18 protein-coding genes and 1 pseudogene are annotated in these 26,595 nt (G+C 68.0%); 6 read left to right on the top strand and 13 right to left on the bottom strand.

Features of this window, described 5'->3' with window-relative positions; genetic code table 11:
* Window positions 1–149 precede the first annotated feature (149 nt).
* On the top strand, window positions 150–1,619 hold the full coding sequence (locus HWX62_RS09065; protein WP_175929572.1) for an NYN domain-containing protein: 1,470 nt from the start codon (window positions 150–152) through the stop codon (window positions 1,617–1,619).
* A 99-nt stretch (window positions 1,620–1,718) separates the two neighbouring features.
* Here HWX62_RS09065 and HWX62_RS09060 read toward each other — a convergent pair whose 3' ends face one another.
* The 8 genes from HWX62_RS09060 to HWX62_RS09025 all read right to left on the bottom strand — a co-directional run bounded on the left by HWX62_RS09060 (window position 1,719) and on the right by HWX62_RS09025 (window position 15,683).
* Window positions 1,719–2,102 (bottom strand): VOC family protein, encoded by a 384-nt coding sequence (locus HWX62_RS09060; RefSeq protein ID WP_175929571.1) that lies wholly within the window; start codon window positions 2,100–2,102, stop codon window positions 1,719–1,721.
* 130 nt (window positions 2,103–2,232) lie between these two features.
* On the bottom strand, window positions 2,233–5,541 hold the full coding sequence (locus HWX62_RS09055) for an efflux RND transporter permease subunit (protein WP_175929570.1): 3,309 nt from the start codon (window positions 5,539–5,541) through the stop codon (window positions 2,233–2,235).
* Window positions 5,542–5,544: 3 nt separating this feature from the next.
* Window positions 5,545–8,658, bottom strand: coding sequence for an MdtB/MuxB family multidrug efflux RND transporter permease subunit (locus tag HWX62_RS09050; protein WP_175929569.1), 3,114 nt, complete (start codon window positions 8,656–8,658; stop codon window positions 5,545–5,547).
* 15 nt (window positions 8,659–8,673) lie between these two features.
* Window positions 8,674–10,047 carry an MdtA/MuxA family multidrug efflux RND transporter periplasmic adaptor subunit gene (locus HWX62_RS09045; RefSeq protein ID WP_175929568.1) on the bottom strand — a complete coding sequence of 458 codons (1,374 nt, stop codon included), beginning with the start codon at window positions 10,045–10,047 and terminating at the stop codon, window positions 8,674–8,676.
* Between the two features lie 254 nt (window positions 10,048–10,301).
* Complete coding sequence (locus HWX62_RS09040; RefSeq protein WP_175929567.1) at window positions 10,302–11,126, bottom strand: IclR family transcriptional regulator; 825 nt, start codon at window positions 11,124–11,126, stop codon at window positions 10,302–10,304.
* Window positions 11,127–11,763: 637 nt separating this feature from the next.
* A complete protein-coding gene (locus HWX62_RS09035; protein WP_175929566.1) occupies window positions 11,764–13,728 on the bottom strand; it encodes an alkaline phosphatase PhoX in 1,965 nt (654 codons plus the stop codon).
* 159 nt (window positions 13,729–13,887) lie between these two features.
* Window positions 13,888–15,081, bottom strand: coding sequence for an ammonium transporter (locus tag HWX62_RS09030; protein WP_175929565.1), 1,194 nt, complete (start codon window positions 15,079–15,081; stop codon window positions 13,888–13,890).
* 254 nt (window positions 15,082–15,335) lie between these two features.
* Window positions 15,336–15,683 (bottom strand): hypothetical protein, encoded by a 348-nt coding sequence (locus tag HWX62_RS09025; RefSeq protein WP_175929564.1) that lies wholly within the window; start codon window positions 15,681–15,683, stop codon window positions 15,336–15,338.
* Between the two features lie 194 nt (window positions 15,684–15,877).
* On the opposite strand from HWX62_RS09025, the gene HWX62_RS09020 reads away from it, so the two are divergent.
* From HWX62_RS09020 to HWX62_RS09005, 4 genes are all read left to right on the top strand, one after another.
* Window positions 15,878–16,306 carry a hypothetical protein gene (locus HWX62_RS09020; protein WP_175929563.1) on the top strand — a complete coding sequence of 143 codons (429 nt, stop codon included), beginning with the start codon at window positions 15,878–15,880 and terminating at the stop codon, window positions 16,304–16,306.
* A gap of 90 nt (window positions 16,307–16,396) precedes the next feature.
* Window positions 16,397–16,852 carry an Rrf2 family transcriptional regulator gene (locus HWX62_RS09015; protein ID WP_059501849.1) on the top strand — a complete coding sequence of 152 codons (456 nt, stop codon included), beginning with the start codon at window positions 16,397–16,399 and terminating at the stop codon, window positions 16,850–16,852.
* Between the two features lie 158 nt (window positions 16,853–17,010).
* Window positions 17,011–17,652, top strand: a complete 642-nt coding sequence (locus tag HWX62_RS09010) for an NAD(P)H-binding protein (protein WP_175929562.1) — start codon at window positions 17,011–17,013, stop codon at window positions 17,650–17,652.
* A 258-nt stretch (window positions 17,653–17,910) separates the two neighbouring features.
* Window positions 17,911–18,381, top strand: a complete 471-nt coding sequence (locus HWX62_RS09005; RefSeq protein WP_175929561.1) for an Lrp/AsnC family transcriptional regulator — start codon at window positions 17,911–17,913, stop codon at window positions 18,379–18,381.
* Window positions 18,382–18,412: 31 nt separating this feature from the next.
* On the opposite strand, the gene HWX62_RS09000 is transcribed toward HWX62_RS09005, so the two are convergent.
* The 3 genes and pseudogenes from HWX62_RS09000 to HWX62_RS08990 form a co-directional block, all read right to left on the bottom strand.
* Window positions 18,413–19,186, bottom strand: a complete 774-nt coding sequence (locus HWX62_RS09000; RefSeq protein WP_175929560.1) for an ABC transporter ATP-binding protein — start codon at window positions 19,184–19,186, stop codon at window positions 18,413–18,415.
* A 4-nt stretch (window positions 19,187–19,190) separates the two neighbouring features.
* Window positions 19,191–20,825 (bottom strand): iron ABC transporter permease, encoded by a 1,635-nt coding sequence (locus HWX62_RS08995; protein WP_244136006.1) that lies wholly within the window; start codon window positions 20,823–20,825, stop codon window positions 19,191–19,193.
* 49 nt (window positions 20,826–20,874) lie between these two features.
* A pseudogene (locus HWX62_RS08990) lies at window positions 20,875–21,852 on the bottom strand (Fe(3+) ABC transporter substrate-binding protein); the annotation flags it as partial.
* Between the two features lie 326 nt (window positions 21,853–22,178).
* On the opposite strand from HWX62_RS08990, the gene HWX62_RS08985 reads away from it, so the two are divergent.
* Window positions 22,179–22,340: a hypothetical protein gene (locus tag HWX62_RS08985; protein ID WP_009688068.1), complete on the top strand. Its 162-nt coding sequence runs from the start codon at window positions 22,179–22,181 to the stop codon at window positions 22,338–22,340.
* 145 nt (window positions 22,341–22,485) lie between these two features.
* Here HWX62_RS08985 and HWX62_RS08980 read toward each other — a convergent pair whose 3' ends face one another.
* Both HWX62_RS08980 and HWX62_RS08975 read right to left on the bottom strand, forming a co-directional pair.
* Entirely contained in the window at window positions 22,486–23,853 is a 1,368-nt protein-coding gene (locus tag HWX62_RS08980) for an amino acid permease (RefSeq protein ID WP_175929557.1), read from the bottom strand.
* Between the two features lie 291 nt (window positions 23,854–24,144).
* A complete protein-coding gene (locus tag HWX62_RS08975; protein ID WP_175985120.1) occupies window positions 24,145–26,436 on the bottom strand; it encodes an FUSC family membrane protein in 2,292 nt (763 codons plus the stop codon).
* Window positions 26,437–26,595 lie beyond the last annotated feature (159 nt).

Raw genomic sequence — 26,595 nt, 5'->3', positions numbered from 1 at the left:
GTACCGGTGCGGGCGTACCGGCGTCGGGCATACCAGCGCTCATTCGTTCACACGGATGCGGGAATGACGCGCCGACCGGCTATCATGTGCGCGATGCATTTTTCGCCGCTACGTGTGAGTCACGCGTCGGCCCACCGGTTGGAGTACACATGGCATTACCCCTGGACAACGTCAGCATGGCCGTGTTTTGCGACTTCGAGAACGTCGCGCTCGGCGTGCGCGACGCGAAGTACGAGAAATTCGACATCAAGCCCGTGCTGGAGCGCCTGCTGCTCAAAGGCAGTATCGTCGTGAAGAAGGCCTATTGCGACTGGGATCGCTACAAGGGCTTCAAGGCGTCGATGCACGAAGCGAGCTTCGAGCTGATCGAGATTCCGCACGTGCGCCAGTCGGGCAAGAATTCGGCCGACATCCGGCTCGTCGTCGATGCGCTCGACCTCTGCTACACGAAGTCGCACGTCGATACGTTCGTGATCATCAGCGGCGATTCGGATTTTTCGCCGCTCGTGTCGAAGCTGCGCGAGAACGCGAAGAAGGTGATCGGCGTCGGCGTGAAGAAATCGACGTCGGATCTGCTGGTCGCGAACTGCGACGAATTCATCTTCTACGACGACCTCGTGCGCGAGCAGCAGCGGGCGCTCGCGAAGCGCGAACAGCAGCAGCGCGCGGGCAACGGCGGCGCGAAGCGGCCCGACGAGCCGTCGCGCAAGCACGACATGGACGCGCGCAAGGCCGAGGCGATCGCGCTGGCGGTCGAGACGTTCGACGCGCTCGCGTCGGAGCGCGACGACGTCGGCAAGATCTGGGCGTCGGTACTCAAGAGCGCGATCAAGCGCCGCAAGCCGGATTTCAACGAGTCGTACTACGGGTTCCGTGCGTTCGGCAACCTGCTCGACGAGGCGCAGGCGCGCGGCCTGCTCGAAGTGGGGCGCGACGACAAATCGGGCGCGTTCGTGTCGCGGGCCCGCCAGCCGGCTGCGGCCGAGCCCGTCGCGGCGGGTGGCGAGAACGGCGCGGCGCACCACGGCGCCCACCCTGGCACGCGCGCGGCGGAGCCGGCACCGGCCGGCCGCGAAGCGCGCCGTCGCGGGCAGCGCGCGGAAGCGGCGGTCCACGAAAGCGAGCAGGTCGACGCGGACGACGCGGCGCTTGCCGAGCTCGCCGACGCGGCGCCGGCCGACACGGCCGACGTGGCTGACGTGGCCGACACGCACGGCGACGCGAAGGAGGGCCGCAAGCGCGCGCGCAAGAGCGCGGCGAAGAAGGCCGGCGCGAAGAAGGGCGCGGCCGCGAAGGGCGCCGGTCGCCACGCGGCCGGCCAGCCGGATGCGCATGGCGACGTGCACGCGCCTGGCCAACACGCGGACGAACCGCAGCGCGACGCCGGGCCCGACGAGCGGCATGCGGCGGCGACGCCCGCCGAGCCGGCGTCTCGCGCTTCCGGCGCGCGGGGCGAGGCCGCGCAACCGTCGCACGACGCGGCGCCGGTGGAAGCGGTTGCTGAAGCGCCTGTCGAAGCGGCTGCCGACGCACCGGCCGCCGCCAAGCCGAAGAAACCGGCCCGCAAGGCGGCGCCGCGTGCGCGTCGTCCGCGCAAGACGACGGCTGCCGCCGAGTAAGCGTAGCCGGCCGCAGCCAGACGATCGGCCGCGTGCCGTCCGCCACCGGACGACACCCGCGCCGCCCGATCCGGGCCGGCGCGACGCCGGCCCGCCGTGCTAGCGGTTCAGCACATACGGCTGCGTCATCACTTCGAGGAAATGACCGTCCGGATCGTCGAAGTACACGCCGCGCCCGCCGTTGTGGCGGTAGATGTCGCCGGCTTGCCGCTTCGCCGGATCGGCCCAGTGCGGCAATCCGCGTTCGCGAATGCGCGCGAGCACGCGATCGAAGCCGGCTTCGTCGATCAGGAACGCGTAATGCTGCGACCGGATCTCCCCCGCCTGTTCGTAAAAATCGAGCGACACGCCGTTGTCGAGCGCGACGACCAGCATCGCGCCGAACGGCGTCGGCGGCGGCAATTCCAGCAGTTCGGTGAGGAAGCGGCTCGACGCATGCTTGTCGCGGCACCAGACGATCGTGTGATTGAGCTGGACGTTCATGGCGGTTCCCGGGAAGGGGATGGCGGTGGGCATGGACACCACGATAGCCGATCGCGGCCGGCAATCAAGCCCGGCAAACGAGCCCGGCAACGAGCGCTAGAGATGGCCGCCCGAAGGGCGGCCGCTTGCGTCACTCCCCGGCGACCGCCGGCCCGCCGGTATTGCCGCGGCGGTTGCGGCGCTTCTCGGCCCACACGCGGAACCGGTCCATGTACAGGTAGACGACCGGCGTCGTATAGAGCGTCAGCACCTGCGACATGATCAGGCCGCCGGCGATCGCGATCCCGAGCGGTGCGCGCAGCTCGGCGCCGTCGCCGCTGCCGAACGCGAGCGGCAGCGCGCCGAGCAGCGCCGCCATCGTCGTCATCATGATCGGCCGGAAGCGCAGCAGGCAGGCCTCGTGGATCGCGTCGAACGACGACTTCCCGTTGTGGCGCGTCTGGTCGATCGCGAAGTCGACCATCATGATCGCGTTCTTCTTCACGATGCCGATCAGCAGGATCACGCCGATCAGCGCGATGATGCTGAACTCGGTCTTGAACAGCAGCAGCGCGAGCAGCGCGCCGACGCCGGCCGACGGCAGCGTCGACAGGATCGTGATCGGGTGGATGTAGCTCTCGTACAGGATCCCGAGCACGATGTAGACGGCCAGCAGCGCGGCGAGGATCAGGATCGGCTGGTCGTTCATCGACTGCTGGAACGCCTGCGCGGTGCCCTGGAAGCTGCCGACGATCGTCGGCGGCACCCCGACCTGCGCCATCGTCTGGTAGATCACCTGCGTCGCTTGCGACAGCGATACGCCGGGCGGCAGGTTGAACGAGATCGTCGTCGCGACGAACAGCCCCTGGTGGTTGACCGACAGCGGCGTCGTGCTCGGCCCGAACGTCGCGATCGCCGACAGCGGGATCATCGTCGACTTCGACGTCGACACCGACGCGCCCGACGACGCGCTCGACTTGCCGCTGGCCGCGATCGCGTTGAGCGCCTGGTTGCGCGCGGAATCGGACGCGATCGCCGCGGCGCTTTGCGCGGCCGTGCCGGCGCTCGACGTGCCGGCGGAGGTCGCGACGAAGGTGCCGGCGGCCGCGTTGGTGGTCTGCGAGCCGTTCGCGCTGCCGCCCGACGTGCTGATCCACACCTGGTTCAGCATCTCCGGGCTTTGCCAGTACTTTGGCGCGACTTCCATCACGACGTGGTACTGGTTCAGCGGGTTGTAGATCGTCGAGACCTGGCGCTGGCCGAACGCGTCGTACAGCGTGTTGTCGATCTGCGCAGGCTTGATGCCGAACCGCGCGGCCGTCGCGCGGTCGATCGTCACCATTGCCTCGAGGCCGCCTTGCTGCTGGTCGGAGTTCACGTCGGTCAGCTCGGGGCGCTTCTGCAGCGCCTCGGTCAGGATCGGCCCCCACTTGTACAGGTCGGCGCTCGAATCGCCGAGCAGCGTGAACTGGTATTGCGCGTTGCTCTGCCGGCCGCCGACGCGGATGTCCTGCGCCGCCTGCAGGAACGTGCGCGCGCCCGCCACGTCCGCCAGCCGCGGGCGCAGCTGCTGGATCACCTGGTCGGCCGACAGCTTGCGCTCGGTGCGGTCCTTCAGCGTGACGAACATGAAGCCCGAGTTGGTCTGCGTGCCGCCGGTGAAGCCCGCGACGCTCTTCACGTTCGGGTTGCCCTGCACGATCCGCATCATCTCGGAGAACTTCAGCTTCATCGCCTGGAACGACGTCGACTGGTCGGCCTGGATGCCGCCGATCATCAGCCCGGTGTCCTGCTGCGGAAAGAAGCCCTTCGGCACGACGACGTACAGGTAGACGTTCAGCCCGACCGTCGCGAACAGCGTCAGCAGGATCAACAGCGGCCGGCGCAGCGCCCACGACAGCGAGCGCTCGTAGCCGCGCTGCATCCGCGCGAAACCGCGTTCGAGGAAGCGCCCGAAGCGGCCCTCGCTTTGCGGGTCGTGCCGTTCGGGCAGCAGGCGCGCGCACATCATCGGCGTGAGCGTGAGCGACACCGCGAGCGACACGGCGATCGCGAGCGACAGCGTCAGCGCGAACTCGCGGAACAGGCGCCCGACGATCCCGCCCATCAGCAGGATCGGCAGGAACACCGCGACGAGCGAGATACTCATCGACAGCACCGTGAAGCCGACTTCGCGCGCGCCGTCGAATGCGGCCTGCATTCGCGACTTGCCGTTCTCGATGTGCCGCGAGATGTTCTCGAGCACGACGATCGCATCGTCGACGACGAAGCCGGTCGCGACGATCAGCGCCATCAGCGACAGGTTGTCGATCGAGAAGCCGAGCAGGTACATCGCGCCGAACGTGCCGACGATCGAGATCGGCACCGCGACGCTCGGGATCAGCGTCGCGCGCCAGTTGCGCAGGAACAGGAACACGACCATCACGACGAGGCTGACCGCGATCAGCAGCGTGTGCTCGGTGTCCCGCAACGACGCGCGGATGGTGGTCGAGCGGTCGAGCACCGGCGTGACCGTGATGTCGGCCGGCAGCGACGCGGTGAGCTGCGGCAGCGCGGCGCGCACGCGGTCGATCGTCTCGATGATGTTCGCGCCGGGCGAGCGGTAGAGGATCACCAGCACCGCGCGCTTGCCGTTCGACAAACCGAGGTTGCGCAGGTCCTCGACCGAATCGACGACCTCGGACAGGTCGGACAGCCGCACGGCCGAGCCGTTGCGGTACGCGACGACGAGGTCGCGGTATTGCGACGCCTGGGACGCCTGGTCGTTCGTATACAGCTGGAAGCGCTGCGGGCCGAACTCGATCGCGCCCTTCGGCGCGTTGGCGTTCGCGGAGGCGAGCGCCGCGCGCACGTCCTCGAGGCCGATCCCGTAGTGAAACAGCGACTGCGGTTCGAGCTCGACGCGCACGGCCGGGTTCGCGGAGCCGCTCACGGTGACCTGGCCGATTCCGTCGATCTGCGACAGCGACTGCTGCAGCACCGTCGACGCGGCGTCGTACACCTTCGCCGGCGACGCCGTTTCCGACGTCAGCGACACGACCATGATCGGCGAGTCGGCCGGGTTGACCTTGCGGTACGTCGGGTTGCTCTTGAGCGCGGCCGGCAGGTCGGCGCGCGCCGCGTTGATCGCGGCCTGCACGTCGCGCGCGGCGCCGTCGATGTCGCGGTTCAGGCCGAACTGCAGGATGATCCGCGCATTGCCGACGGTGCTCGTCGACGTCATTTCGGAGACGTCCGCGATCGAGCCGAGGTGCCGCTCGAGCGGGCTCGTCACGCTGGTCGCGACCGTTTCCGGGCTCGCGCCCGGCAGCGACGCCTGCACCGAGATCGTCGGGAAGTCGACCTGCGGCAGCGGCGACACCGGCAGCTTGATGAACGCGAACAGGCCCGCGAGCGCGACGCCGAGCGCGAGCAGCGTCGTCGCGACGGGGCGGGTGATGAAGGGGCGCGACAGGTTCATGGCTTACGCATCCGTGCGCGTGCCGGCGTCGGGGCCATGGCGTTCGAACCAGCCGCGCACGCGGCGCGCGAGCGAGTCGAAGCCGAGGTAGATCACGGGCGTCGTGAACAGCGTGAGCACCTGCGACACGATCAGGCCGCCGGCGATCGCGATCCCGAGCGGCTGGCGCAGCTCGGAGCCCGCGCCGGAGCCGACGATCAGCGGCACCGCGCCGAGCAGCGCGGCGAGCGTCGTCATCAGGATCGGCCGGAAGCGCAGCAGGCACGCCTGGTAGATCGCCTCGCGCGGCGGCTTGCCCTCGACGCGTTCGGCCTCGAGCGCGAAGTCGATCATCATGATCGCGTTCTTCTTCACGATGCCGATCAGCAGCACGATGCCGATGATCCCGATGATGTCGAGGTCGTGCCCGGTGATCATCAGCGCGAGCAGCGCGCCGACGCCGGCCGACGGCAGCGTCGACAGGATCGTGATCGGGTGGATGTAGCTCTCGTACAGCACGCCGAGCACGATGTACATCGTGACGACCGCCGCGAGGATCAGGAACAGCTGGTTCGACAGCGACGCCTGGAATGCGAGCGCCGCGCCCTGGAAGCGCGTCTGGAACGAGCCGGGCAGGGCGATGTCCTTCTCGGCGGCCTCGATCGCCTTGACGGCTTCGCCGAGCGACGCGCCCGCTGCGAGGTTGAACGAGATCGTCGTCGACGGAAACTGCGACAGGTGCGCGACCAGCAGCGGCGACGGCCGCTCGTGGAACGACGCGATCGACGACAGCGGCACCTGGCCGCCGCCGGCCGACGGCAGGTAGATGTCGTTCAGCGACTGCGCGTAGTGCTGCTCCTTCGGCTCCGATTCGAGAATCACGCGGTACTGGTTCGACTGCGTGAAGATCGTCGACACGATGCGCTGGCCGAACGCGTCGTACAGCGCGTTGTCGACGGTCGCCGGCGTGATGCCGAAGCGCGCGGCGCTCGCGCGGTCGATCTCGATGTACACCGACTGGCCGTTGCTCTGCAGGTCGGTCGCGACGTCGGCGAGCGACGGCTCCTGCTGCAGCCGCGCGACGAGTTTCGGCACCCAGGTCGCGAATTCTTCCGAGTTCGGGCTCGTCAGCATGAACTGGTACTGCGTCGGGCTGACCGTCGAGTCGATCGTCAGGTCCTGCACCGGCTGCATGAAGAGCGAAATGCCGGTGATGTTCGCGACGCGCCGCTGCAGGTCGCGGATGATCTGCGCGGCGGTTTCGCTGCGTTCGTCGCGTGCCTTCAGGTTGATCAGCATCCGGCCGCTGTTCAGCGTGATGTTGCTGCCGTCGACGCCGATGAACGACGTGAGGCTGTCGACGTTCGGGTCCTTCAGGATCTCGGTCGCGAGCGCCTGCTGGCGTTCGGCCATCGCGCCGTACGAGATCGACTGCGGCGCCTGCGTGATCGCCTGGATCACGCCGGTGTCCTGCGCGGGGAAGAAGCCCTTCGGCACGAACACGTAGAGCAGGGCGGTCAGCCCGAGCGTCAGCAGCGCGACGACGAGCGTCGAGCGCTGGCGGTTCAGCACCCATTCGAGCGCGACCGCGTAGCGCGCGATCACCCAGTCGATCGCCCGGTGCACACGTGCCTCGAAGCGGTGGCTCTCCGGCGGCGGCGAGTGGCGCAACAGCTTCGCGCACATCATCGGCACGAGCGTGAGCGACGCGACGGCCGAGATCACGATCGTCACCGCGAGCGTGATCGCGAATTCGTGGAAGAGGCGCCCGACCACGTCGCCCATGAACAGCAGCGGGATCAGCACCGCGATCAGCGAGACCGTCAGCGAGATGATCGTGAAGCCGATCTGCCGCGAGCCCTTCAGCGCGGCCTCGAGCCCCGATTCGCCTTCCTCGACGTAGCGCGCGATGTTCTCGATCATCACGATCGCGTCGTCGACGACGAAGCCGGTCGCGATGGTGAGCGCCATCAGCGACAGGTTGTTCAGCGAGAAGCCGGCCATGTACATCACCGCGAGCGTGCCGATCAGCGACAGCGGCACCGACAGGCTCGGGATGATCGTCGCGTAGACGTTCGCGAGGAACAGGTACATCACCAGCACGACCAGCGCGACCGCGAGCAGCAGCTCGAACTGCACGTCGCGCACGGCCGCGCGGATCATCGTCGTGCGGTCGGTGACGATCTCGACGTCGAGCGCGGCCGGCAGCGTTTCCTGCAGCTTCGGCAGTTGCGCCTTGATCGCGTCGACGGTTGCGATCACGTTCGCGCCCGGCTGGCGCTGCACGTTCAGGATGATCGCGGGGTCCGCATTCACCCACGCGCCGAGCTTGGTGTTCTCCGAGCCGGCGACGACCCTCGCGACGTCGGTCAGCATCACCGGGCGGCCGTTCTTGTACGCGACGACCGCGCTGTTGTACTGGTCGGCGCTCGTCAACTGATCGTTCGCGTTGATCGTGTACGCGCGCGTCGGGCCGTCGAAGTTGCCCTTCGGCGTGTTGACGTTCAGGTTCGAGATCGTCGTGCGCAGGTCGTCGAGGTTCATCCCGTACTGCGCGAGCGCGGTCGGGTTCGCCTGGATCCGCACGGCCGGGCGGTTGCCGCCGGACAGGCTGACGAGGCCGACGCCGGCGATCTGCGAGATCTTCATCGCGAGGCGCGTGTCGGCCAGGTCCTGCACCTGCGTGAGCGGCAGCGTCTTCGACTTGACGGCGAGCGTCAGCACCGGCGCATCGGCCGGATTCACCTTCGCGTAGATCGGCGGGGCAGGGAGGTCGGACGGCAGCAGGTTGCCGGCCGCGTTGATCGCGGCCTGCACTTCCTGTTCGGCGATGTCGAGCGGCAGGTCGAGCGAGAACTGCAGCGTGATCACCGACGCGCCGGCCGAGCTTTGCGACGACATCTGGTTCAGCGACGGCATCTGCCCGAACTGGCGTTCGAGCGGCGCGGTGACCGACGACGTCATCACTTCCGGGCTCGCGCCCGGATAGAAGGTCTGAACCTGGATCGTCGGGTAATCGACTTCGGGCAGCGCGGCGAGCGGCAGGAAGCGCAGCGCGACGAGACCGGCCAGCATGATCGCCGCCATCAGGAGGGCGGTGCCGACCGGCCGGAGAATGAAGAGGCGGGATGGATTCATCGAGCGGCCCGCGCGTTACTGGGCCGCGGGGGCCGCTGCCTGCGACGCGCCGTGTCGGTGTCCGCCGCGATGACCGCCGGCACCCGACGCAGCCGAGGCACCCGACGCCGCGCCGGCGCCGCGCGCGCCCGACGCGCCTTTCGGCTTGTCGGCCGGAATCGAGATCTTCGAGCCTTCGCGCAGACGGTCCGAGCCGTCGGTCACCACGCGCTCGCCGGGCGTCACGCCGCTGACGATGCTCGTGCGTTCGCCGTCGACCGGGCCGACGGCGACCTTGCGCACCGTCACGGTGTTGTCCGGTTTCACGACGTAGACGAACTGGCCGATCGAGCCCGTCAGCACGGCGGAGGTCGGCACGATCGTCGCGTCGCGCAGCACGTCGACGAGCAGCCGCGTGTTCACGAACTGATTCGGGAACAGCATGCCTTCCTTGTTATCGAAGTTCGCGCGCAGCTTGACCGTGCCGGTGCTCGTGTCGATCTGGTTGTCGAGCGTCGCGAGCGAGCCGGTCTCGAGCGGCACCGTGTTGTTGCGGTTGTAGGCGGTGACCGACAGCTTCTGGCCCGCGTTCACCTGCTTGAGGATCTGCGGCAGGTTGTCTTCCGACGTCGTGAAGATCACGCTCATCGGCTGCAACTGCGTGATCACGACGATGCCGTTGGTGTCGCCGGGCGTCACGTAGTTGCCGGGGTCGACCTGGCGCAGGCCGACGCGGCCCGAGACCGGCGCCGTGATGCGCGCATACGTGAGATTGAGTTTCGCGGAATCGATCGCGGCCTGGTCGGTCTTCACCGCGCCTTCGTACTGCTTGACGAGCGACGCCTGCGTGTCGACGGTTTGCGACGCGATCGAGTCCTGCGACAGCAGCGTCTGGTAGCGCTTCAGGTCGAGGCGGGCGGTCGCGAGCAGCGCCGAGTCGCGCGCGTACGTGCCTTCGGCGTTCTCGAGCGCGACCTGGTACGGGCGCGGGTCGATCTGCGCGAGCACGTCGCCCTTCCTGACGATCTGGCCTTCCTGGAACGACACCGACTGCAGGTAGCCCGACAACTGCGTCTTGACCGTCACGTTCGCGAGCGGCGTGACGGTGCCGAGCGCGGACAGCACGATCGGCATTTCGCCCTGCGTCACGGTGGCGACCTGCACCGGCTGCGGCACGTTCGCCATTGCAGCGGGGCCGCCGCGGCCGCGATGGCTGCCCGCGGCGGCGCTGGCGCCCGCGCTTTTCGCGGTGCTGCCTGCCGCCGGCGTGCGGTTCCACGGGTGCCACCACAACAGGCCGCCGATCACGACGACTGCGACGGTGCCGATCAGCAGCGTGCGGCGCGGGCGCCGTGCAGCGGCGGGCGCAGGGTCTTTCGAAGGGGGCGTGGGCTTTTGTTCGTTATCCATCGTGTTCTGTCAGGAAGACGGCGCGGCGGGCACGACAATCGGACTGCCGGGCTGCGCGTGGGCGTGCGGGTGACGGGACGGGGCGGCCCGGCTCGGTCCGGGGCCCCGCCGATCCGCGGGAAAAGAGCGGTGCGCACCGCGAATGCGGCGCGACGATGGGCATGATCCTACGTGCCGTCCCCGTTACAGTCCAGCGGCCTATCTTTCAACGGGTTACGGTCGTTACAGAACGCGACACGGCGATGACGAAACGATTACACGCCGATGCGCCGGGCCGGCGCGCCGCCGATTTCGTGGGTGATTTTCGCGATGCACTCCTGCAGCGCGGGCACCACGTGTTCCTTCAGCCATTCGGGCGGGCACTGGTGCGACGCGCCGCCGCAATTCACCGAATAGCGCTGGCCGGACGGGCCGACGAACCCGGCCGCGACCGCATTCAGCCCCTCGCGCCATTCGCCGATCGCGATCGCGTGGCCGTCGCGCATCGCCTCGTCGAGCGCGGGCGTCAGCCGGGCCGACACGTGCGGCCAGTCGTCGCCGGCGGTGGTGCGCAGCGACTCGAGCAGCAGGCGGCGCTCGTCGTCCTCGAGGGCGGCAAGATAGGCGCGACCCACGGCCGTGCGTGCGATGTCCATCCGCGAGCCGATCTCGAGGCGCGTGACGAGCACGGCCGAGCGCGGACGGACCACGTCGATCGCCACCATGTCGAGCCGGTCGCGCACCGCGAGATGCACGGACAGCGACGTGCGTTCGGCCAGCTCGATCATGAACGGCCGCGAACGCGCGCGGATGTCGAAGTTGCGCAGGAAGCCGTGGCTCAGTTCGAGCACCGACGCGGTGAGCACGAAGCGCTCGCTGTCGGGCAACTGGAACAGGAAACCGGCGCTGACGAGCGTCGCGGTGATGCGCGAGACGGTCGGCTTCGGGATGCCGGTCAATTCGGTGAGTTCGCGGTTGCTGACGGGCGCGTCGGCAGCCGCGATACGGCGCAGCACGGCGAGGCCGCGGGCCAGGGCGGTGATTTCGTCGGGCGACGATTCACGGTCCCGCAACGCGGGAGAGGTTACAGTGGTCGACACGAGGGATTCTCTCTAATTCCGAAACTCGATTTCAATTTTGTTGGTATTGTAGGACTATTGCCAAAGGATGCATGTTCCGCGGGTGAACCGGTCATGCGATGAGATTTTACGGGTTCACCCTTGGTTTATTAGGAAAACGCTCAAATGAGCGTTGCCGGAAAGTGCATGAACCGGTGCAAATACCGCTTGACTTGTCGGGCGGAAACGGAAAGAATGTCTCACGTTTTCGAAACATCGTTTCAAGAGTTTAACCGGCAACGATGTTTCGCGCAGTCTCTCAGGTTCTAGCACGGCCCTCGGAATGGCTAGAACTTTTTTAGCGCCACGGTCTCCGTGGCGCTTTTTTTTGCCTGTCTTTCCGACCGTCCGCCCGGACGCGTCAGGCCCGTATTATCCTCCGATCGCCGCCAACGCCTGTCCGGGGCCGCTTCGCGCCCGTTTGCACGCGCGATGGGCGCCGCCCGAACGATCGCCGCGCGCAAAAAAAAGCGCGACGCCCGCAGGGGGCATCGCGCGTGAAACGGCGTGGAGCGCCGACGAATGAACGGTGATGAAGAAAGACGCGTGGTCGCGGAGCCCGGTCAGGAACGCCCGGTCCGGGGCGCCCTGACCGGAAGCAACGCCCCTCCCGCGGTGATCAGCCCTTCGCGAGCTTGATGCTGGTCTGCTCGGCCGTCAGGTAGCCGACGCTCGCGCCGAAGCGGTCCTTGTAGTTCGCGCGCACCAGCGGGTCGAGCGTCGGCTTGACCTTGTCGTGCAGCGGCGATTCCCAATCGCCCACGTGCTGGAAGTTGCTCATGATGTAGGTCCAGCCGTTGATCTCGTCGACCGCGTGCAGGCCCGTCGATTCGGCGCCGGCCGGGCACGACAGCACGCGCGCGAGCGATTTCGTGTCGACGTTGTAGGCCCACAGGAAGTTGTTCACGTGCATGCCCGAGTCTTCGCCGATGAAGAGGGTACGCAGCTTCTCCGAAAACTTCAGGTTGTCGGGGTTCGCGATCTTGTCCGGGTTCGCGAGGTTGCCGAGCGCGTCGGCCGCGGCGAGATCCTCGCCGACGAGCGCGGCCGGCGCGCTCATGTCGACCGGCACCCATTCGCTGTCGATCGCGGCGCCCGACGTGTCGCGCTGGCCGCCCTTCAGGTTCAGCGCATAGACGGCGCCTGCGGCGATCTTCTTGTCCACCGCGACGTCGCGCGACACCGCATTGCCCTTGACCATCGACGTCTCGATCCGCGACATCGCCGTGTACACGATCTTGTCCTTCGCGTTGACGGTCGTGCCTTCGAGCTTCGTGAACGCCATGCTGCCGCCGATCAGCGCCGCGTAGCGGTGCGTCTCGAGGAACGCGGCCGCCTTTTCCATGCCCGGCTTCACGCGCATCCAGTTGAACTTGCCGCCGAAGTGGATCTTCGTGTAGCTCGTGTCGTTCGGGTCGACGGTGACGAGATCCATGATGTCCGACGCCTTCAGCGTGTTCGCGAGCGTCTCGATCTCGCTGCTGGTCGCGTGGCCGATCTTCAGCCACGTGAGCGTCGCGCTGCCGGCGCCGGCGGACGACGTCTGCGTCCACTTCGCGACGTACAGCGTGCCGGCCGACAGGTCGGCCGCCTTGTCGGCGACGAACATGAACAGGCCGCCGTTGGTGGCGTCGTCGCCCATCATCACGGTGCGCTGGTCCGGCATCACCTGGATCAGCTCGTGCGAGATGCGGCCGAGGCAGTAGTGCTTCTTCACGGTGCCGGTGCCGTCCGGATTCACGGTGATCTCCGGCAGGTGGCCGTAGTGGTAGGGGTTCGCCTTCGTCTCGTCGCCGAAGGTGTTCTTGCTGAACGCCTTGAACTGCGCGTCGGTCGCGGCCTTCGTCGCGTCCGGCTCGTATTCCTCGCTCGACAGGTGCGTACCCCACGGCGACAGGCTCGCGCCGCAGGTGATCCACAGGCCGTGCGCCTTCGACGTGTCGACGTTGTGGTACTTCACGACCTTCAGCGCGCCGGTGGCCGGGTCCTGGTCGAGCGTGAGCACGGCGATCGGCGACGGCAACTGGCCGTACTGCGACGCGCTCGCCTGGTCGCGCGTCGTGTATTCGAACTGCACGACCGCGAACACCGTGTTGCCCTTCACGCCGGGCACGTTCGCGTTCTTCAGCGTCAGCAGCGAGCTGCCGTCCGGGCAGTCGGAATAGAACTGGCGTTCCTTGCCGGCCACCGAGCGATCGATGATCGGCTGGTTGTTGATGTCGTAGTAGCCGCCCGCGAGCGTCGTGCCGCCCTTGCCGTCCGGCACCATGTCGCCCGTCACGAAGAACGGCTTGTACGCGAGCTTGAAGTTGCGCGACGAACCGTCCGAGAACGACACCGACAGCGTCGAGCCGACCGTCGTCGTGGCCATCGCGGCCGCGTTGTCGAGCGTCGGCGCGGCCATCGCCGAGAATGCCGCCGACGTATAGGCAGCGGCGACCGGCGCCGGCGTCGACGCGGGATCGTCGTCGCCGCCGCAGCCCGTCAGCAGGGCCGGCAGCGCGAGGCCGGAAAGGGGAAGCATCGGCGCGCCGGCGAGGATCTTCAGGGCCTGACGACGGGAAGCATTGGGCAACGCGGGCATGTGGAGTCCAGTTTCGGTGGTTGGAGGAATGGCCTTCGCGAGGCGCGCGAGCGGCAAGCGCCGCGAAGGCTTATTGAAAACTGGACGGAAGTGTAAGGACGCTCGATGAAAGTTTTTTGAATTGAAAACGTAATGATGCGTCGGGCAGGCGCCAGCGGGTCAATCGCGCTCGGGCGTGGCCGAGATGCGGTGGATCGACAGGTCGGCGCCGTCGAATTCGGCTTCGCGATCGAGTCGCAGCCCGACGGTCGCCTTCAGCGCGCCGTAGACGAGCGTGCCGCCCGCGGTCGCGATCGCGATGCCGCCGAGCGTGCCGACGAGCTGCGACAGGAACGACACGCCGCCGAGGCCGCCGAGCGCGGGCAGTCCGAACACGCCCGCCGCGATGCCGCCGAGCGCACCGCACATCCCGTGCAGCGGCCAGACGCCGAGTACGTCGTCGATGCGCCACCGGTTCTGCACGCAGGTGAACATCGCGACGAACAGCGCACCGGCCGCGGCCCCCGTGACGAGCGCGCCGATCGGGTGCATCACGTCGGAGCCCGCGCATACCGCGACGAGGCCCGCGAGCGGTCCGTTGTACGTGAAGCCCGGGTCGTTGCGGCCGGCCATCCATGCCGCGAGCGTGCCGCCGACCATCGCCATCAGCGAGTTCACCGCGACGAGGCCGCTGATCTTGTCGAGCGTCTGCGCGCTCATCACGTTGAAGCCGAACCAGCCGACGGCGAGCACCCATGCGCCGAGCGCGAGGAACGGGATGTTCGACGGCGGGTGCGCGGCGATCCGGCCGTCCTTCGCATAGCGGCCGTGGCGCGCGCCGAGCAGCAGCACGGCCGGCAGCGCGACCCAGCCGCCGAACGCATGCACGACGACCGAGCCCGCGAAGTCGTGGAACGGCGCACCGAACGCGTGCGCGAGCCAGGCCTGCACGCCGAAGCGCTCGTTCCACGCGATCCCTTCGAAGAACGGATAGATGAAGCCGACGATGATCAGCGTCGCGACGAGCTGCGGGTTGAACTTCGCGCGCTCGGCGATGCCGCCCGACACGATCGCCGGGATCGCCGCCGCGAACGTCAGCAGGAAGAAGAAGCGCACGAGCGCGTAGCCGTTGTGCTGCGACAGCGTGCCGATGTCGTCGAAGAATTCGACGCCGTATGCGATCGTGTAGCCGATGAGGAAATACGCGAGCGTCGACACCGAGAAGTCGACCAGGATCTTCACGAGCGCGTTGACCTGGTTCTTCTTGCGGACCGTGCCGAGTTCGAGAAATGCGAAGCCCGCGTGCATCGCGAGCACCATGACGGCGCCGATCAACAGGAACAGTGTGTCGACGCCGGATTTCAGACCATCCATGCCGTGGCTTCCTTGCGCAAAAAACGGGCAAGGAATGCAAATATCGAGCCAACCTGGTGAACGGCTGCTTGGTATTGGTGCTTGAATACCGCGCGATGCGGCATTCAGGTGAATCGTGCACGGGATGGAGGCGCGATCGACCGCGCTCGAGAGACGAGCCGAGTGCACGCGCGTGGTGCGATGCGTGCTGAACTGGTGCGTTCGACGAACGAAGCGGTGCGCGGCGGTGCGTTGCCACGCACCGATCTGGCGCGTCAGTGGCGCGCGAACAGCACGGGCGGCCGGCGCAGCCGCAGCGCGCACGCCGACCAGTAGGCGGCGACGGCCGACAGCCCGAGCGCGGCGAACGCGAGCGCCGCGAAGCCCGCGAGCGACTGGCCGTCGCCGTCGGCGCCTGCGCAGGCGCCGAGGATGCCTTGCGCGACGATCAGCGCGGCCGTCCAGAAACCGATCACGGCCTGCGCGAGCAGCCGCGCGCACGCGATGCGGCGCGGACGCCCGGATTCGGCGAGGCGGCGCGCCGACGGCGCGCGCAGGCACAGGAACAGGGTGGCGGCGAGCAGCGCGGCCAGGACGATGAGCCAATCGATGATGAAAGCCATGACGAGGAAAAGGGGCACGTACGAAGCGAATTGAAGCTGCCCACTTTAGAGGCCAGGCGCCTGCGATTGAATCAGACGAATCCGAAATTGAAAGGCATTTTTAATGGCGGGTCGTCATTGAGCCCGTTCCACAGGCGGTATCATCGACACCGGTCCAACTACGAGGCCGTGCCACGCGCGGCCAGAGATTGCTGATGAACATGAAGACATCGCGGGCGCGTCGCATGCCCGGGTTCGTGCTGACGGCCGTGGCCGCCGGTGCGCTGCTGTTGCTCGCGGGCTGCGAGAAATCCGGCACGCCGGCCGCGCAACCCGATACGGCCGCGAGCGCGGCCGCCGATGCCGCGAACAACGCAGCCAAGGCGCTCGACCAAGTGGCGAGCACCGTCAATCAACAGATCAACGCGGCGAAGGCCGGCATCGCGTCCGCGGCGTCGGCCGTGCCGCCGTTGTCCGCGAGCGGCCTCGCGTCGGCCGCACAGGCGCAGATCGACGCGGCGGCGTCCGCGGTCGTCGCGCATGCCGCTTCCGAAGCCGGCGCGAAGATCGCCGAAGCCGGCAAGAAGCTCCAGCAGTGGAGCCAGCAGAACGCCGCCGGCGCGAAACCCGCGAGCGGCGAGTGACGCGGGCTTGCACGATCCGCAAAATGTAATTATGATGGTTACACATGTCGCCGGTTGCGGGTCGAGCCGACGTCGCCGAGTGAGTCAGGAATGAATACCAGCAGCCGGTTCGCGTTTGCCGTTCACGTGCTCGCCTTGCTGTCGATGCAGGAAGGCGTGCCGCTGTCGTCCGACGTCATCGCGGGCAGCGTGAATACGAATCCGGCGCTGATTCGCCGGCTGCTGTCGATGCTGGCGGCCGCAGGCTTGACCACGTCCCAGCTCGGCGCGGGCGGCGGGGCGCTGCTGGCGCGCGAGCCCGGCGAGATCACGCTGCTCGACGTGTATCGTGCGGTGGACGATGCGCAGCTGTTCGCGCTGCACCGCGAGGCGCCGAATCCGGCCTGCCTCGTCGGGCGGCACATCCAGGGCGTGCTGACCGGCTATATCGGCGACGCGCAGCGCGCGATGGAGGCGTCGCTCGCGACGCGCACGCTCGTCGACGTGACGGCCGACATGCTGGATCTGGAGCAGCGCACGCAGCGGGCGGCGCGCGCGGGCGGGTGATCGTCGGCGGGTGCCGATGACGGGGGCCAGGCCCAGGCAGGGCAGGAAGCCGGACGGCGCGTACGCGCGCCGATCGGCGCAACGGGGGTATCGCCCCGTTTTTTTCGGTCTTATCTGTAATTAACTGTGTTACATATTTTCATTCGTGGAGAATCGATATGACGCAACGTTCGTTGAATATCGCGCTGTTCGGCGCCACCGGCATGATCGGCTCGCGCATCGCGGCGGAAGCCGTGCGGCGCGGCCACCGCGTCACGGCGCTGTCGCGCCATCCGGGGGCATCCGGCGACGGCATCACCGCGAAGGCGGCCGACCTGTTCGACCCGGCCAGCATCGCGGCCGCGCTGCCGGGCCATGACGTCGTCGCGAGCGCGTACGGTCCGAAGCAGGAACAGGCGGCACAGGTCGTCGCGGCCGCGAAGGCGCTGGTCGCCGGTACGCGCGAGGCCGGCCTGAAGCGGCTCGTCGTGGTCGGCGGTGCCGGTTCGCTCGAGGTCGCGCCGGGCAAGCAGCTCGTCGACACCGAAGGTTTCCCGGACGCGTACAAGGCGGTCGCGCTTGCGCACCGCGACGCGCTCGACTACCTGAAGACGGCCGCCGATCTCGACTGGACCTTCTTCGCGCCGGCCGCGCTGATCGCGCCGGGCGAGCGCACGGGCACGTTCCGCACCGGCGCCGGCAAGCTGATCGTGGACGCGCAAGGCAACAGCAAGATCTCGGCCGAAGACTACGCGGTCGCGTTCGTCGACACGCTCGAACAGGGCAGCTTCGTGCGCGAGATCGCAACGGTCGCGTATTGAGCGGCGGGGCGGCCGGCGGCGTGCAAGCGCCGGCCCGCCCCGGCGCGACATGCGGGCCGCGACGCGCGGCCCATTTCAGGCGATTCCACCCTGGCGGTGGCGTCGCCTGTTTCGTCTGGCGCGGCGAGCGTGGGGCGGAAGCATCGTATGGGTGCCGGATCGGTATTTACACCGGTCGACGTCCCGAGACAGTTTTCATATTGTTCCCCGTCGGGCAGGATGAATAGAATAAATTTCTATCGACGAGGGAATGGAGAAATGGACGCCATCGATCGCAAGCTGCTGGAGCTGCTGCAGGCGGATGCCACGCTGCCGATCGCGGAGCTGGCCCAGCGCGTGAACCTGTCGCAGACGCCGTGCTGGAAGCGCGTGCAGCGGCTGAAGGAAACCGGCGCGATTCGCGCGCAGGTCGCGCTGTGCGATCCGCGCAAGCTCGGGGTCGGCACGACCGTGTTCGTCGCGATCCGCACGAACCAGCACACCGAGGAATGGGCGCAGCACTTCACGCAGGCGGTGCGGGACATGCCGGAAGTGGTCGAGGTCTACCGGATGAGCGGCGAGACCGATTACCTGCTGCGCGTCGTGGTGGCCGGCATCGACGACTACGACCGCGTCTACAAGCAACTGATTCGCACGGTGCCGCTGTTCGACGTCAGTTCGTCGTTCGCGATGGAGCAGATCAAGTATTCGACCGCGCTGCCCGTGCGCGATCTGGCCGAGCCCGCCTGACGGGCATGCCGTCGCGCCCGGCGGCGCGGCGTCAGAGGCCGCGCGCCAGCGCGCGTGCGCGTTCGTCGGCGAGCACGTCGCGGCGCACGAAATCCGCGACGAACGGGCTGGCCGGATGATGGTGCAGCGCGTACGGCGTATCCCATTGCGCGAGCCGGCCGTCCTTCATCACGCCGATCCGGTCGGCGATCGCGAACGCTTCCGCCTGATTGTGCGTGACGAGGATCGCGGTGTGGCCCGTGTGCTTCAGGATGTCGCGTAGCTCGAATGCGAGCCGCTCGCGCGTATCGACGTCGAGATTCGAGAACGGCTCGTCGAGGAGCAGCAATTCCGGCGACGGCGCGAGTGCGCGCGCGAGCGCGACGCGCTGCTGCTGGCCGCCCGACAGTTCGTGCGGATACGCGTCGCCGGAATCGGCGAGGCCGACCAGATCGAGCATCTCCGCGACGCGCAGGCGCCGCTCGGCCTTCGGCATGCGGCGCAGGCCGAACGCGACGTTCTCCGCCGCGCTCAGGTGCGGGAACAGCGCGTAATCCTGGAACATCATGCCGATGCGCCGTCGCTCGGGCGGCACGTCGAGCGACGGCGCCGCGACGGGCACGCCGTCCAGCACGATGCGCCCCGTGCGCACGGGTTCGAAGCCGGCGATCGCGCGCAGCACGGTGGTCTTGCCGCAGCCGGACGCGCCGAGCAGGCAGCCGATGTCGCCGCGCGGCAGCGCGAGGCTCAGGCCGTCGACCACGGTGCGGCGGCCGTGCGGCGTGTCGTAGGCGATGCAGAGGTCGTCGAGTTCGAGCAGGTTCACGGTGTCAGGCTCCGATCTTGTGGCGCGTGCGTGCGAGCAGGATCACGGGCACGAGCCCGGCCAGCACGATCGCGAGCGCGGCGACCGCGCCTTCTTCATAGGTGCCGCGCGCGGCTTCCGCATACAGCCACGTCGCGAGCGTGTCGAAGTTCAGCGGGCGCAGCAGCAGCGTCGCCGGCAATTCCTTCATCGCGTCGACGAACACCAGCAGCGCGCTCGTCGTGAGCGCGGGCCGCAACAGCGGCAGGTGGACGCGGCGCAGCGTGCCGCCGGCCGTCTCGCCGAGCGAGCGCGCGGCCTGTTCGAGCGACGGCGGAATACGCGCGAGGCCGGCCTCGATGCCGCCGGCCGGGATCGCGAGGAAGCGCACGGTATAGGCGATCACGAGCGCGGTGACCGAGCCCATCAGCAGCAGCCCGTCGCGGCCGAGCGCCGCGCCGAACAGCCGGTCGGCCGTGGCGAACGGAATCAGCAGCCCGATCGCGAGCACGGTGCCCGGCACCGCGTAGCCGAGGCTCGCGATCCGCGCGCACAGGCGGGCAGGGCCCGCGCGGGCGCTATCGCGCTGCGCGCGGGCGGCCCACGCGACGACGAGCCCGCACGCAAGCGTCGCGGCGGTGGCGGTTGCCGCGATCGTCAGCGTGTTCGCGAGCCCCGTCATCAGTTGCGCGGATATGCCGCCGACGAGATGCAACCGCTTGCCGGTCTCGACCGCGAGGTACGCGGCCGGCGCGCCGAAGCCGAGCAGGACGGGCAGCCAGCCGAGCACCGCGGCGCCCAGCGCGGCCGCGCCGGTCAGGCGGCGCGGCGCGATCGGCCGCATGCGCCGGCCGTGCGCGTAGCGCTGGCGGCGGCGCCCGTAGCGTTCGAGCGCGATCATGCCGACGACGATCGCGAGCATCGCAAGTGCGATCTGCGCGGCGCCGGCGAGATCGGAGCGCGTGATCCACGTCGTGTAGACGGACACGGTCAGCGTCTGCACGCCGAGAAATTCCGACGCGCCGATGTCGTTGAGCGTTTCCAGCAGCGCGAGGCTCACGCCGACCGCGATCGCCGGCCGGGCCAGCGGCACGACGACGCGCCAGAACGTCGCGAGGCGGCCGGCGCCGAGCGTGCGCGCGGCTTCGAGCAGGCTCGCGGATTGCGTGACGAACATCGCGCGCGTGCTCAGGTAGACGTACGGATACAGCACGAAGCCGAGCACGAAGATCGCGCCGGGCAGCGAGCGCAGGTCGGGCAGGCGAAACTGGCGCGGGCTGTCGAAGCCGAGCACCCAGCGGATCGCGCCCTGCACGGGGCCGATCGGATGCAGCAGGTCGAGATACGCGAACGCGACGATGTAGGTGGGGACGGCGAGCGGCAGCAGCAGCGCCCAGGTCAGGATCCGTCGGCCGGGAAAATCGTACGCGGTGACGAGCCATGCGCAGCCGGTGCCGACGATCGACACGATCGTGCCGACCCCGGCGAGCAGCAATAACGTATTGACGAGCGCCTGCGGCAGCACGAATTCGGCGAGATGCCGCCAGTGCGCGAGATCGGCGTCGAACGCGGCGGCGACGAGCACCGCGAGCGGCGCCGCGACCGCCGCGGCGATGGTCAGCGCCGCGAGCAGCCACAGGCTGCCCGCGCGCGGCCGCAGACGACGATGCGGCCCGCGCGGCTCGCGGCGGGCGCCGGCCGGCGATGCGTCAGTTGTCAAAGCCGACCTTGTCGACGAGCTGACTCGCCTGCTTGCGATGCTTCGCGATGTCCGCCAGCGGCAGCGGATCGACCTTCAGCGTGCCGAAGCTCGCGATCACCGGGTCGAGCTTCACGTTCGCGCGCACCGGGTATTCGTAGTTCGCCTGCGCGTACAGCGCCTGCGCTTCCGGCGATACCAGGTATTCGAGCAGCTTCACGGCATTGGCCTTGTGCGGCGCGTGCTTGGCCACCGTCGCGCCGCTGATGTTCACGTGCGTGCCGCCGCTCTTCGTATTCGCGAACGTCGGGCGTACGACCTTGATTGCGTCGCCCCATTTGCGCGCGTCGCTTCCCGGTTCCGCATTTTTCATGTGGCCGACGTAGTAGGCGTTCGCGAGGCCGACGTCGCAGATGCCGCCGAGGATGTCGCGCGCGACGTCGCGGTCGCCGCCCGTCGCCTTGCGCGCCAGGTTCGCCTTCACGCCGCGCAGCCATTTCTCGGTCGCGGCCTCGCCGTCGTGCGCGATCATCGCCGCGACGAGCGCGGTGTTGTACGGATGCTGGCCCGACCGGATGCAGACCTTGCCCTTCCATTTCGGATCGGCGAGATCCTCGTAGCGGAACGCATCGACCTTCAGGTCCTTTTCGACGTACAGCACGCGGTCGCGCAGCGACAGCGCGTACCAGTCGCCGTTCGCGCCGCGCAGGTTCGCGGGAATCGCGTCGTCGAGCGCCTTCGAGCGCACCGGTTGCGTGACGCCGCCGTCGACGAGATCGAGCAGGTTGCCGACGTCGACCGTCATCAGCACGTCGGCCGGCGACTGCGCGCCTTCCGCCTTCACGCGTTCGAGCAGGCCGTCCTTCACGAACACCGTGTTGACCTTGACGCCGCTCTGCTTCGTGAATGCGTCGATGAGCGGCTGGATCAGCTTCGGCTCGCGGGTGGTGTACAGGCTCACTTCCTCGGCCGCGTGCGCAAGCGGCGCGAAAGCGGTCGTGGCCAGGGCCAGGGTGAGGGCGCCGGCGAGCGGCAGCAGGCGGGTGCGCGGATTCGACATGAAGACTCCGGTGCGGCAGGTGGACGAGGGAGCGTTCCGGGGCGCGCCTGCCGCCCGAGCGCCCCGAAACATTACAAAATGAAAGATTTGGGATTCTAAATCGAAATGGGAACGATTAACAAATGAAAGCGCGCGGAAAGCGTGTGCGAGGCGGCGGAGCCGGCGGGGACGGCGATCGGCACACGCGGCGGCGCAGCACGGGCGCAAGCGCGTAGAATGCCCGCTTCGACGAATCAGACGGAGCCGTACCGACCATGAACGATCAGCGCAAGAAGAACCCTGTCCGCAACGTGAGCATCCTGATCGTCGTGGCCGTGCTGCTCGTGATCGGGACGATCCTGTACAACGCGATTTCGCAGAAGCGCGCGTACGACGAGGCCCATCCGGCCGAGGCCGCGAGCGCGGCGTCGCACTGACGTGCCGGTGCGCGACCCGATCGGGTCGTGCACACGAGGCATGCAGCGCGGAGTCCGTGGTGTCCGGCGCGACGGGCCTCGCGCGGACCGGAACGACGGAAGGCGCGCCGGAACCGGCGCGCCGCACGGGCAGGTCAGCCGTGCGTCAACGTGACGCAGGCGCGAATTTCGGGCGGATCCGCGCGTAGAACACGGCCGCGAGCAGCGCGAGCCACGCCGCGCCGACATACAGCGCAACGCGCGTATCCTCGAACCAGCCGAGCATCACGATCACGAAGCCCATGAAGGCGATCGTCAGCGCCGGCGCGACGGGCCACAGCGGCACCTTGAACTTCAGCGCGGCGACTTCGGCGCTCGACAGGCGGCGACGCATCGCCACCTGCGACAGCAGGATCATCAGCCACACCCACACGGTCGCGAACGTCGCGATCGCGGCGACCATCAGGAACACGTCCTTCGGCATCAGGTAATTGAGCAGCACGCCCACCAGCAGCGCGCCGGCCATCACGAGCACCGTGACCCACGGCACGCCGTGGCGCGACGTCGTCGTCAGCACGCGCGGCGCCTGGCCCTGCCGCGCCATTCCGAACATCATCCGGCCCGCGCCGAAGATGTCGCTGTTGATCGCCGAGATCGCCGCACTGATCACGACGAGGTTCAGGATCGTCGCGGCCGATTTCACGCCGAGCGCCGAGAAGATCTGCACGAACGGGCTGCCGTCGCTGCCCACGCCGGTCCATGGGCTGATCGACATCAGCACGACCATCGTCAGCACGTAGAACAGCAGGATCCGGGCAGGTACCGCGTTGATCGCGCGCGGAATCACGCGCTCCGGGTCCTTCGCCTCGCCGGCGCTCATCCCGATCACCTCGATCCCGCCGTACGCGAAGATCACGACCGACAGCGACGCGATCAGCCCGCCGACACCGTTCGGCAGGAAGCCACCGTGGTTCCACAGGTTCGCGAACGTCGGCACGTCGGCCGAATGACCGAAGTGCATGCCGGTCAGCAGGATCGCGACGCCGCCGCCGATCATCGCGACGATCGCGCCGACCTTGATGATCGACAGCCAGAATTCGAGCTCGCCGAACACCTTCACGTGGCACAGATTGAGCCCGCAGATGATCGCGACGACGCCGAGCACCCAGATCCATTGCGGAACATCCGGAAACCAGAAGCCCATGTAGATGCCGAACGCGGTGATGTCGGCGATCGCGACGATCACCATTTCGAGCGTGTAGGTCCAGCCCGTGACGAAACCCGCGAACGGGCCGAGGTTCTCGGTCGCGTAGTGGCCGAACGAGCCCGCGACGGGCTCGCGCACGGCCATCTCGCCGAGCGCGCGCATCACCATGTAGACGGCCGCGCCGCCCAGGATGTACGCAAGGATCACGGCCGGGCCCGCGAGCTGGATTGCGGACGCGGAACCGTAGAACAGGCCCGTGCCGATCGCCGAGCCGAGCGCGAGAAAGCGGATGTGCCGCGCGCTCAGGTGGCGCTGCAAGTTTTTCATCGAGTCTCCGATATCGTTATGCGACGAACCGGGTGAGCGGGGCCGGTTCGATTGCCCCAAGTTGTCTATACAACTTGAATGTGAACGCATGATAGCAAGCCGGACGCGGTGACCGGAATCGGGTATTCCCTGACTGGCGCGGCAAGCGGAATGGGGCGTGGGGCGGCTGGGCGCGGGAGGCGCGGGCCGTGCGGAACGGGTGACGCATGCTTCGGGGATCGTTGAATCGGCGCGCGCCGGTGGCCGATCCGCGGCGTGCGCGGGCCGGCCTGCCGGCGCGGACATTCGGGCTCAGGCGGGCAGGCGGATCACGCTCGCATCCTTGCGGATCAGCAGCGACGACGCGAGCATCTGCTTGCACTGGTGCGCGAGCACCTTCAGGTCGTGCGTGAGCTCGGCGCCGACCGCATCGGATTGTTCCGCGGACACGACCATCGCATCGAGATCGCGCGTGATCTGCTTCGACGCTTCGAGGTGGTCCGCAGGCGGCGGCTCGCCGGCTTCGGCCTTCTCGAGATTGTCGAGCACGGCGGCGAGACCGCGCTGCAGCGCGTCGTCGTGCGCGAGGCCGCCGTCGGCCGCGCAGGCGCTGCGGATCAGCGGCGCGGCAGCCGTGATCTGCGCGCCGAGCACGTGCGTCTGCACGAGCAGGTCGTTCAGTTCCGGCACGAAGCGCTGGTGCGCCTTCGGCTCGATCATCATCCGCTGAATTGCCTGCCCGAGGTTCGCGAACGCGATGTGCACGTCCTTGCGCGCGAGGCGGTAGCGGTAGTCGTCGTCGAGGCTGGCCGCCGGGGACTCGATTGCCGCGGCGACGCCCGCGACGACGGCGGCGCCATCGGCGGCCGGCACCGGCGGCGGCGACATGCCGCGCCCGGCGCGCCACACGGCCTCGAAATACTTGCGCGTGGACGTCAGCATGTCGGTGACGAGCTTGCCCATCAGCCGGTATTCCCAGTACGGGAACAGCCGGCTCGCGGCGATCGCGATCATGCAGCCGACCACCGTGTCGATCGCGCGCTCGCCGATGATCCGCATGCTGCCCGGCGCGAGCAGGTGGAACATCAGCAGCACGTACGACGACGTGAACACGACGCTCGCCGCATAGTTGAACAGCAGCAGGCTGTAGCTCATCACCATCGACCCGAACATGATCGCGATCAGCAGGTGCGTATCCTTGACCGTGTAGATCAGCGCGACGCTCGCCGCGCAGCCGATCAGCGTACCGACGATACGCGCCGCGTTGCGCTGCTTGGTCAGCGAGTAGCCGGGCTTCAGGATGATGATGATGGTCATCACGATCCAGTAGGCGTTCGTGAGCGGCAGCAGCCGGCCGATCCAGAAGCCGACCGCCACGGCGATCGTCACGCGCAGCGCATGGCGAAAGCTCGGCGAGCGTATGTTCAGGTTCGAGAAGATCAGCAGCGGCGACATGCGGCGGCGCTGCAGGAAGCGCGTGAGCGCCTTGTCGATCTTCAGTTCGGTCTGCTGCGGATCGGCGCGGCCCGACAGGTTGCGACGCATCCGGTCGATCAGGCGCGTTGCGCTCCAGATGCGCCGGAACGTCGCGAGCACGGCCGCGTACGCTTCCGCGTGGGTGGCCGCGAAGTTCTTCTTGCGCATCAGCTCGATCTCGTACTCGATCGCGCGCAGTTCGGCCTTCACGCTGATGCGCGAATGCGGCGCGCGGTTCTCGAGCACCGCGAGGCCGATCTCCTCGAGATCGGCGGCGGCCTTGCGGATCAGGTCGCGGTAGAAAATGATCAGGTCCGAGCCGCCGAACGTGTTGCGCACGAGCGGGTAATCGGTATGTGCGCCGACGAACAGCTCGTGCAGGTCGACGCTGTTGATGAACAGGTTGTACATCGTCGTGCGGCCGGGATCGAGCTTGCCGCGCCGCAGCTTCGGCAGGTTGCGCAGCACGATGTCGCGCGCGGTTTCCTGCGTTTCGACCGCGGTGATCTGCCGGGCGACGAGATTGCGGTAGCACTCGTCGAGATCGGCGTCGAGATCGTAGAACTGCGCGCGCGCGAGCAGGTAGTCGGCGCACGCGAACAGGCTTTCGGCCAGTGCCTGCTGCTCGATCCGGCGCGCCTGCCATTGCGACACGAGCGTGGCCCAGTACGTGTACCAGAGGCCGCCCGCGAGAATCCAGCCGGCGTTGACGAACGCCTGCAGCGGCGTGAACTTCTCCTCGAGCGTCATCACCATCATGAACAGCGTCGCGAAGCTGATCTGCGGCCAGCGGTTGCCGTAGACGACGATCAGCGACAGCACGAACGTGAGCGGCACGATCGTGAGCCACAGCGCGAAGATATTTGGTGTCGCGAGGCCGGTGGCGAGCGCGGCCAGGAAGCCGATCACGCTGCACGCGAGCATTTCGTTGTGTTTGTACTTGAGCGGGCCCGGCATGTCGACGACGCACGCGCCGAGCGCACCCGTCGAGATCGTGAAGCCGAGCTCCCGGTTGTGAAACACGATCAGGCACAACACGGCCGGCAGCGACACGCCGACCGCGATCCGCAGGCCGCCGAAAAAGTACTGGCTGTAGAAAAACTTTCTGATTTCGACCGAATAGCGCATCGATGGGCTGAATGGCAGACGAAGACGCCCGGAGGCGGCGTGTTGACTGGCGACGAGTCTATCGTATTTCGCGGCGCGCAAAAGCTGGCTTTCCGGACGATGGCCGCGGCTGCGGCCCTTTGCTATCCTTGGTCATCCTGTTCGCCCGGCCCCGTCGGT

Origin of the sequence: Burkholderia sp. BCC0506, assembly GCF_902833145.1 — a bacterium.
GTDB lineage: Bacteria > Pseudomonadota > Gammaproteobacteria > Burkholderiales > Burkholderiaceae > Burkholderia.
The sequence above is the reverse complement of the archived record's forward strand: the minus strand, read 5'-3'. Positions and strand labels throughout refer to the sequence as shown.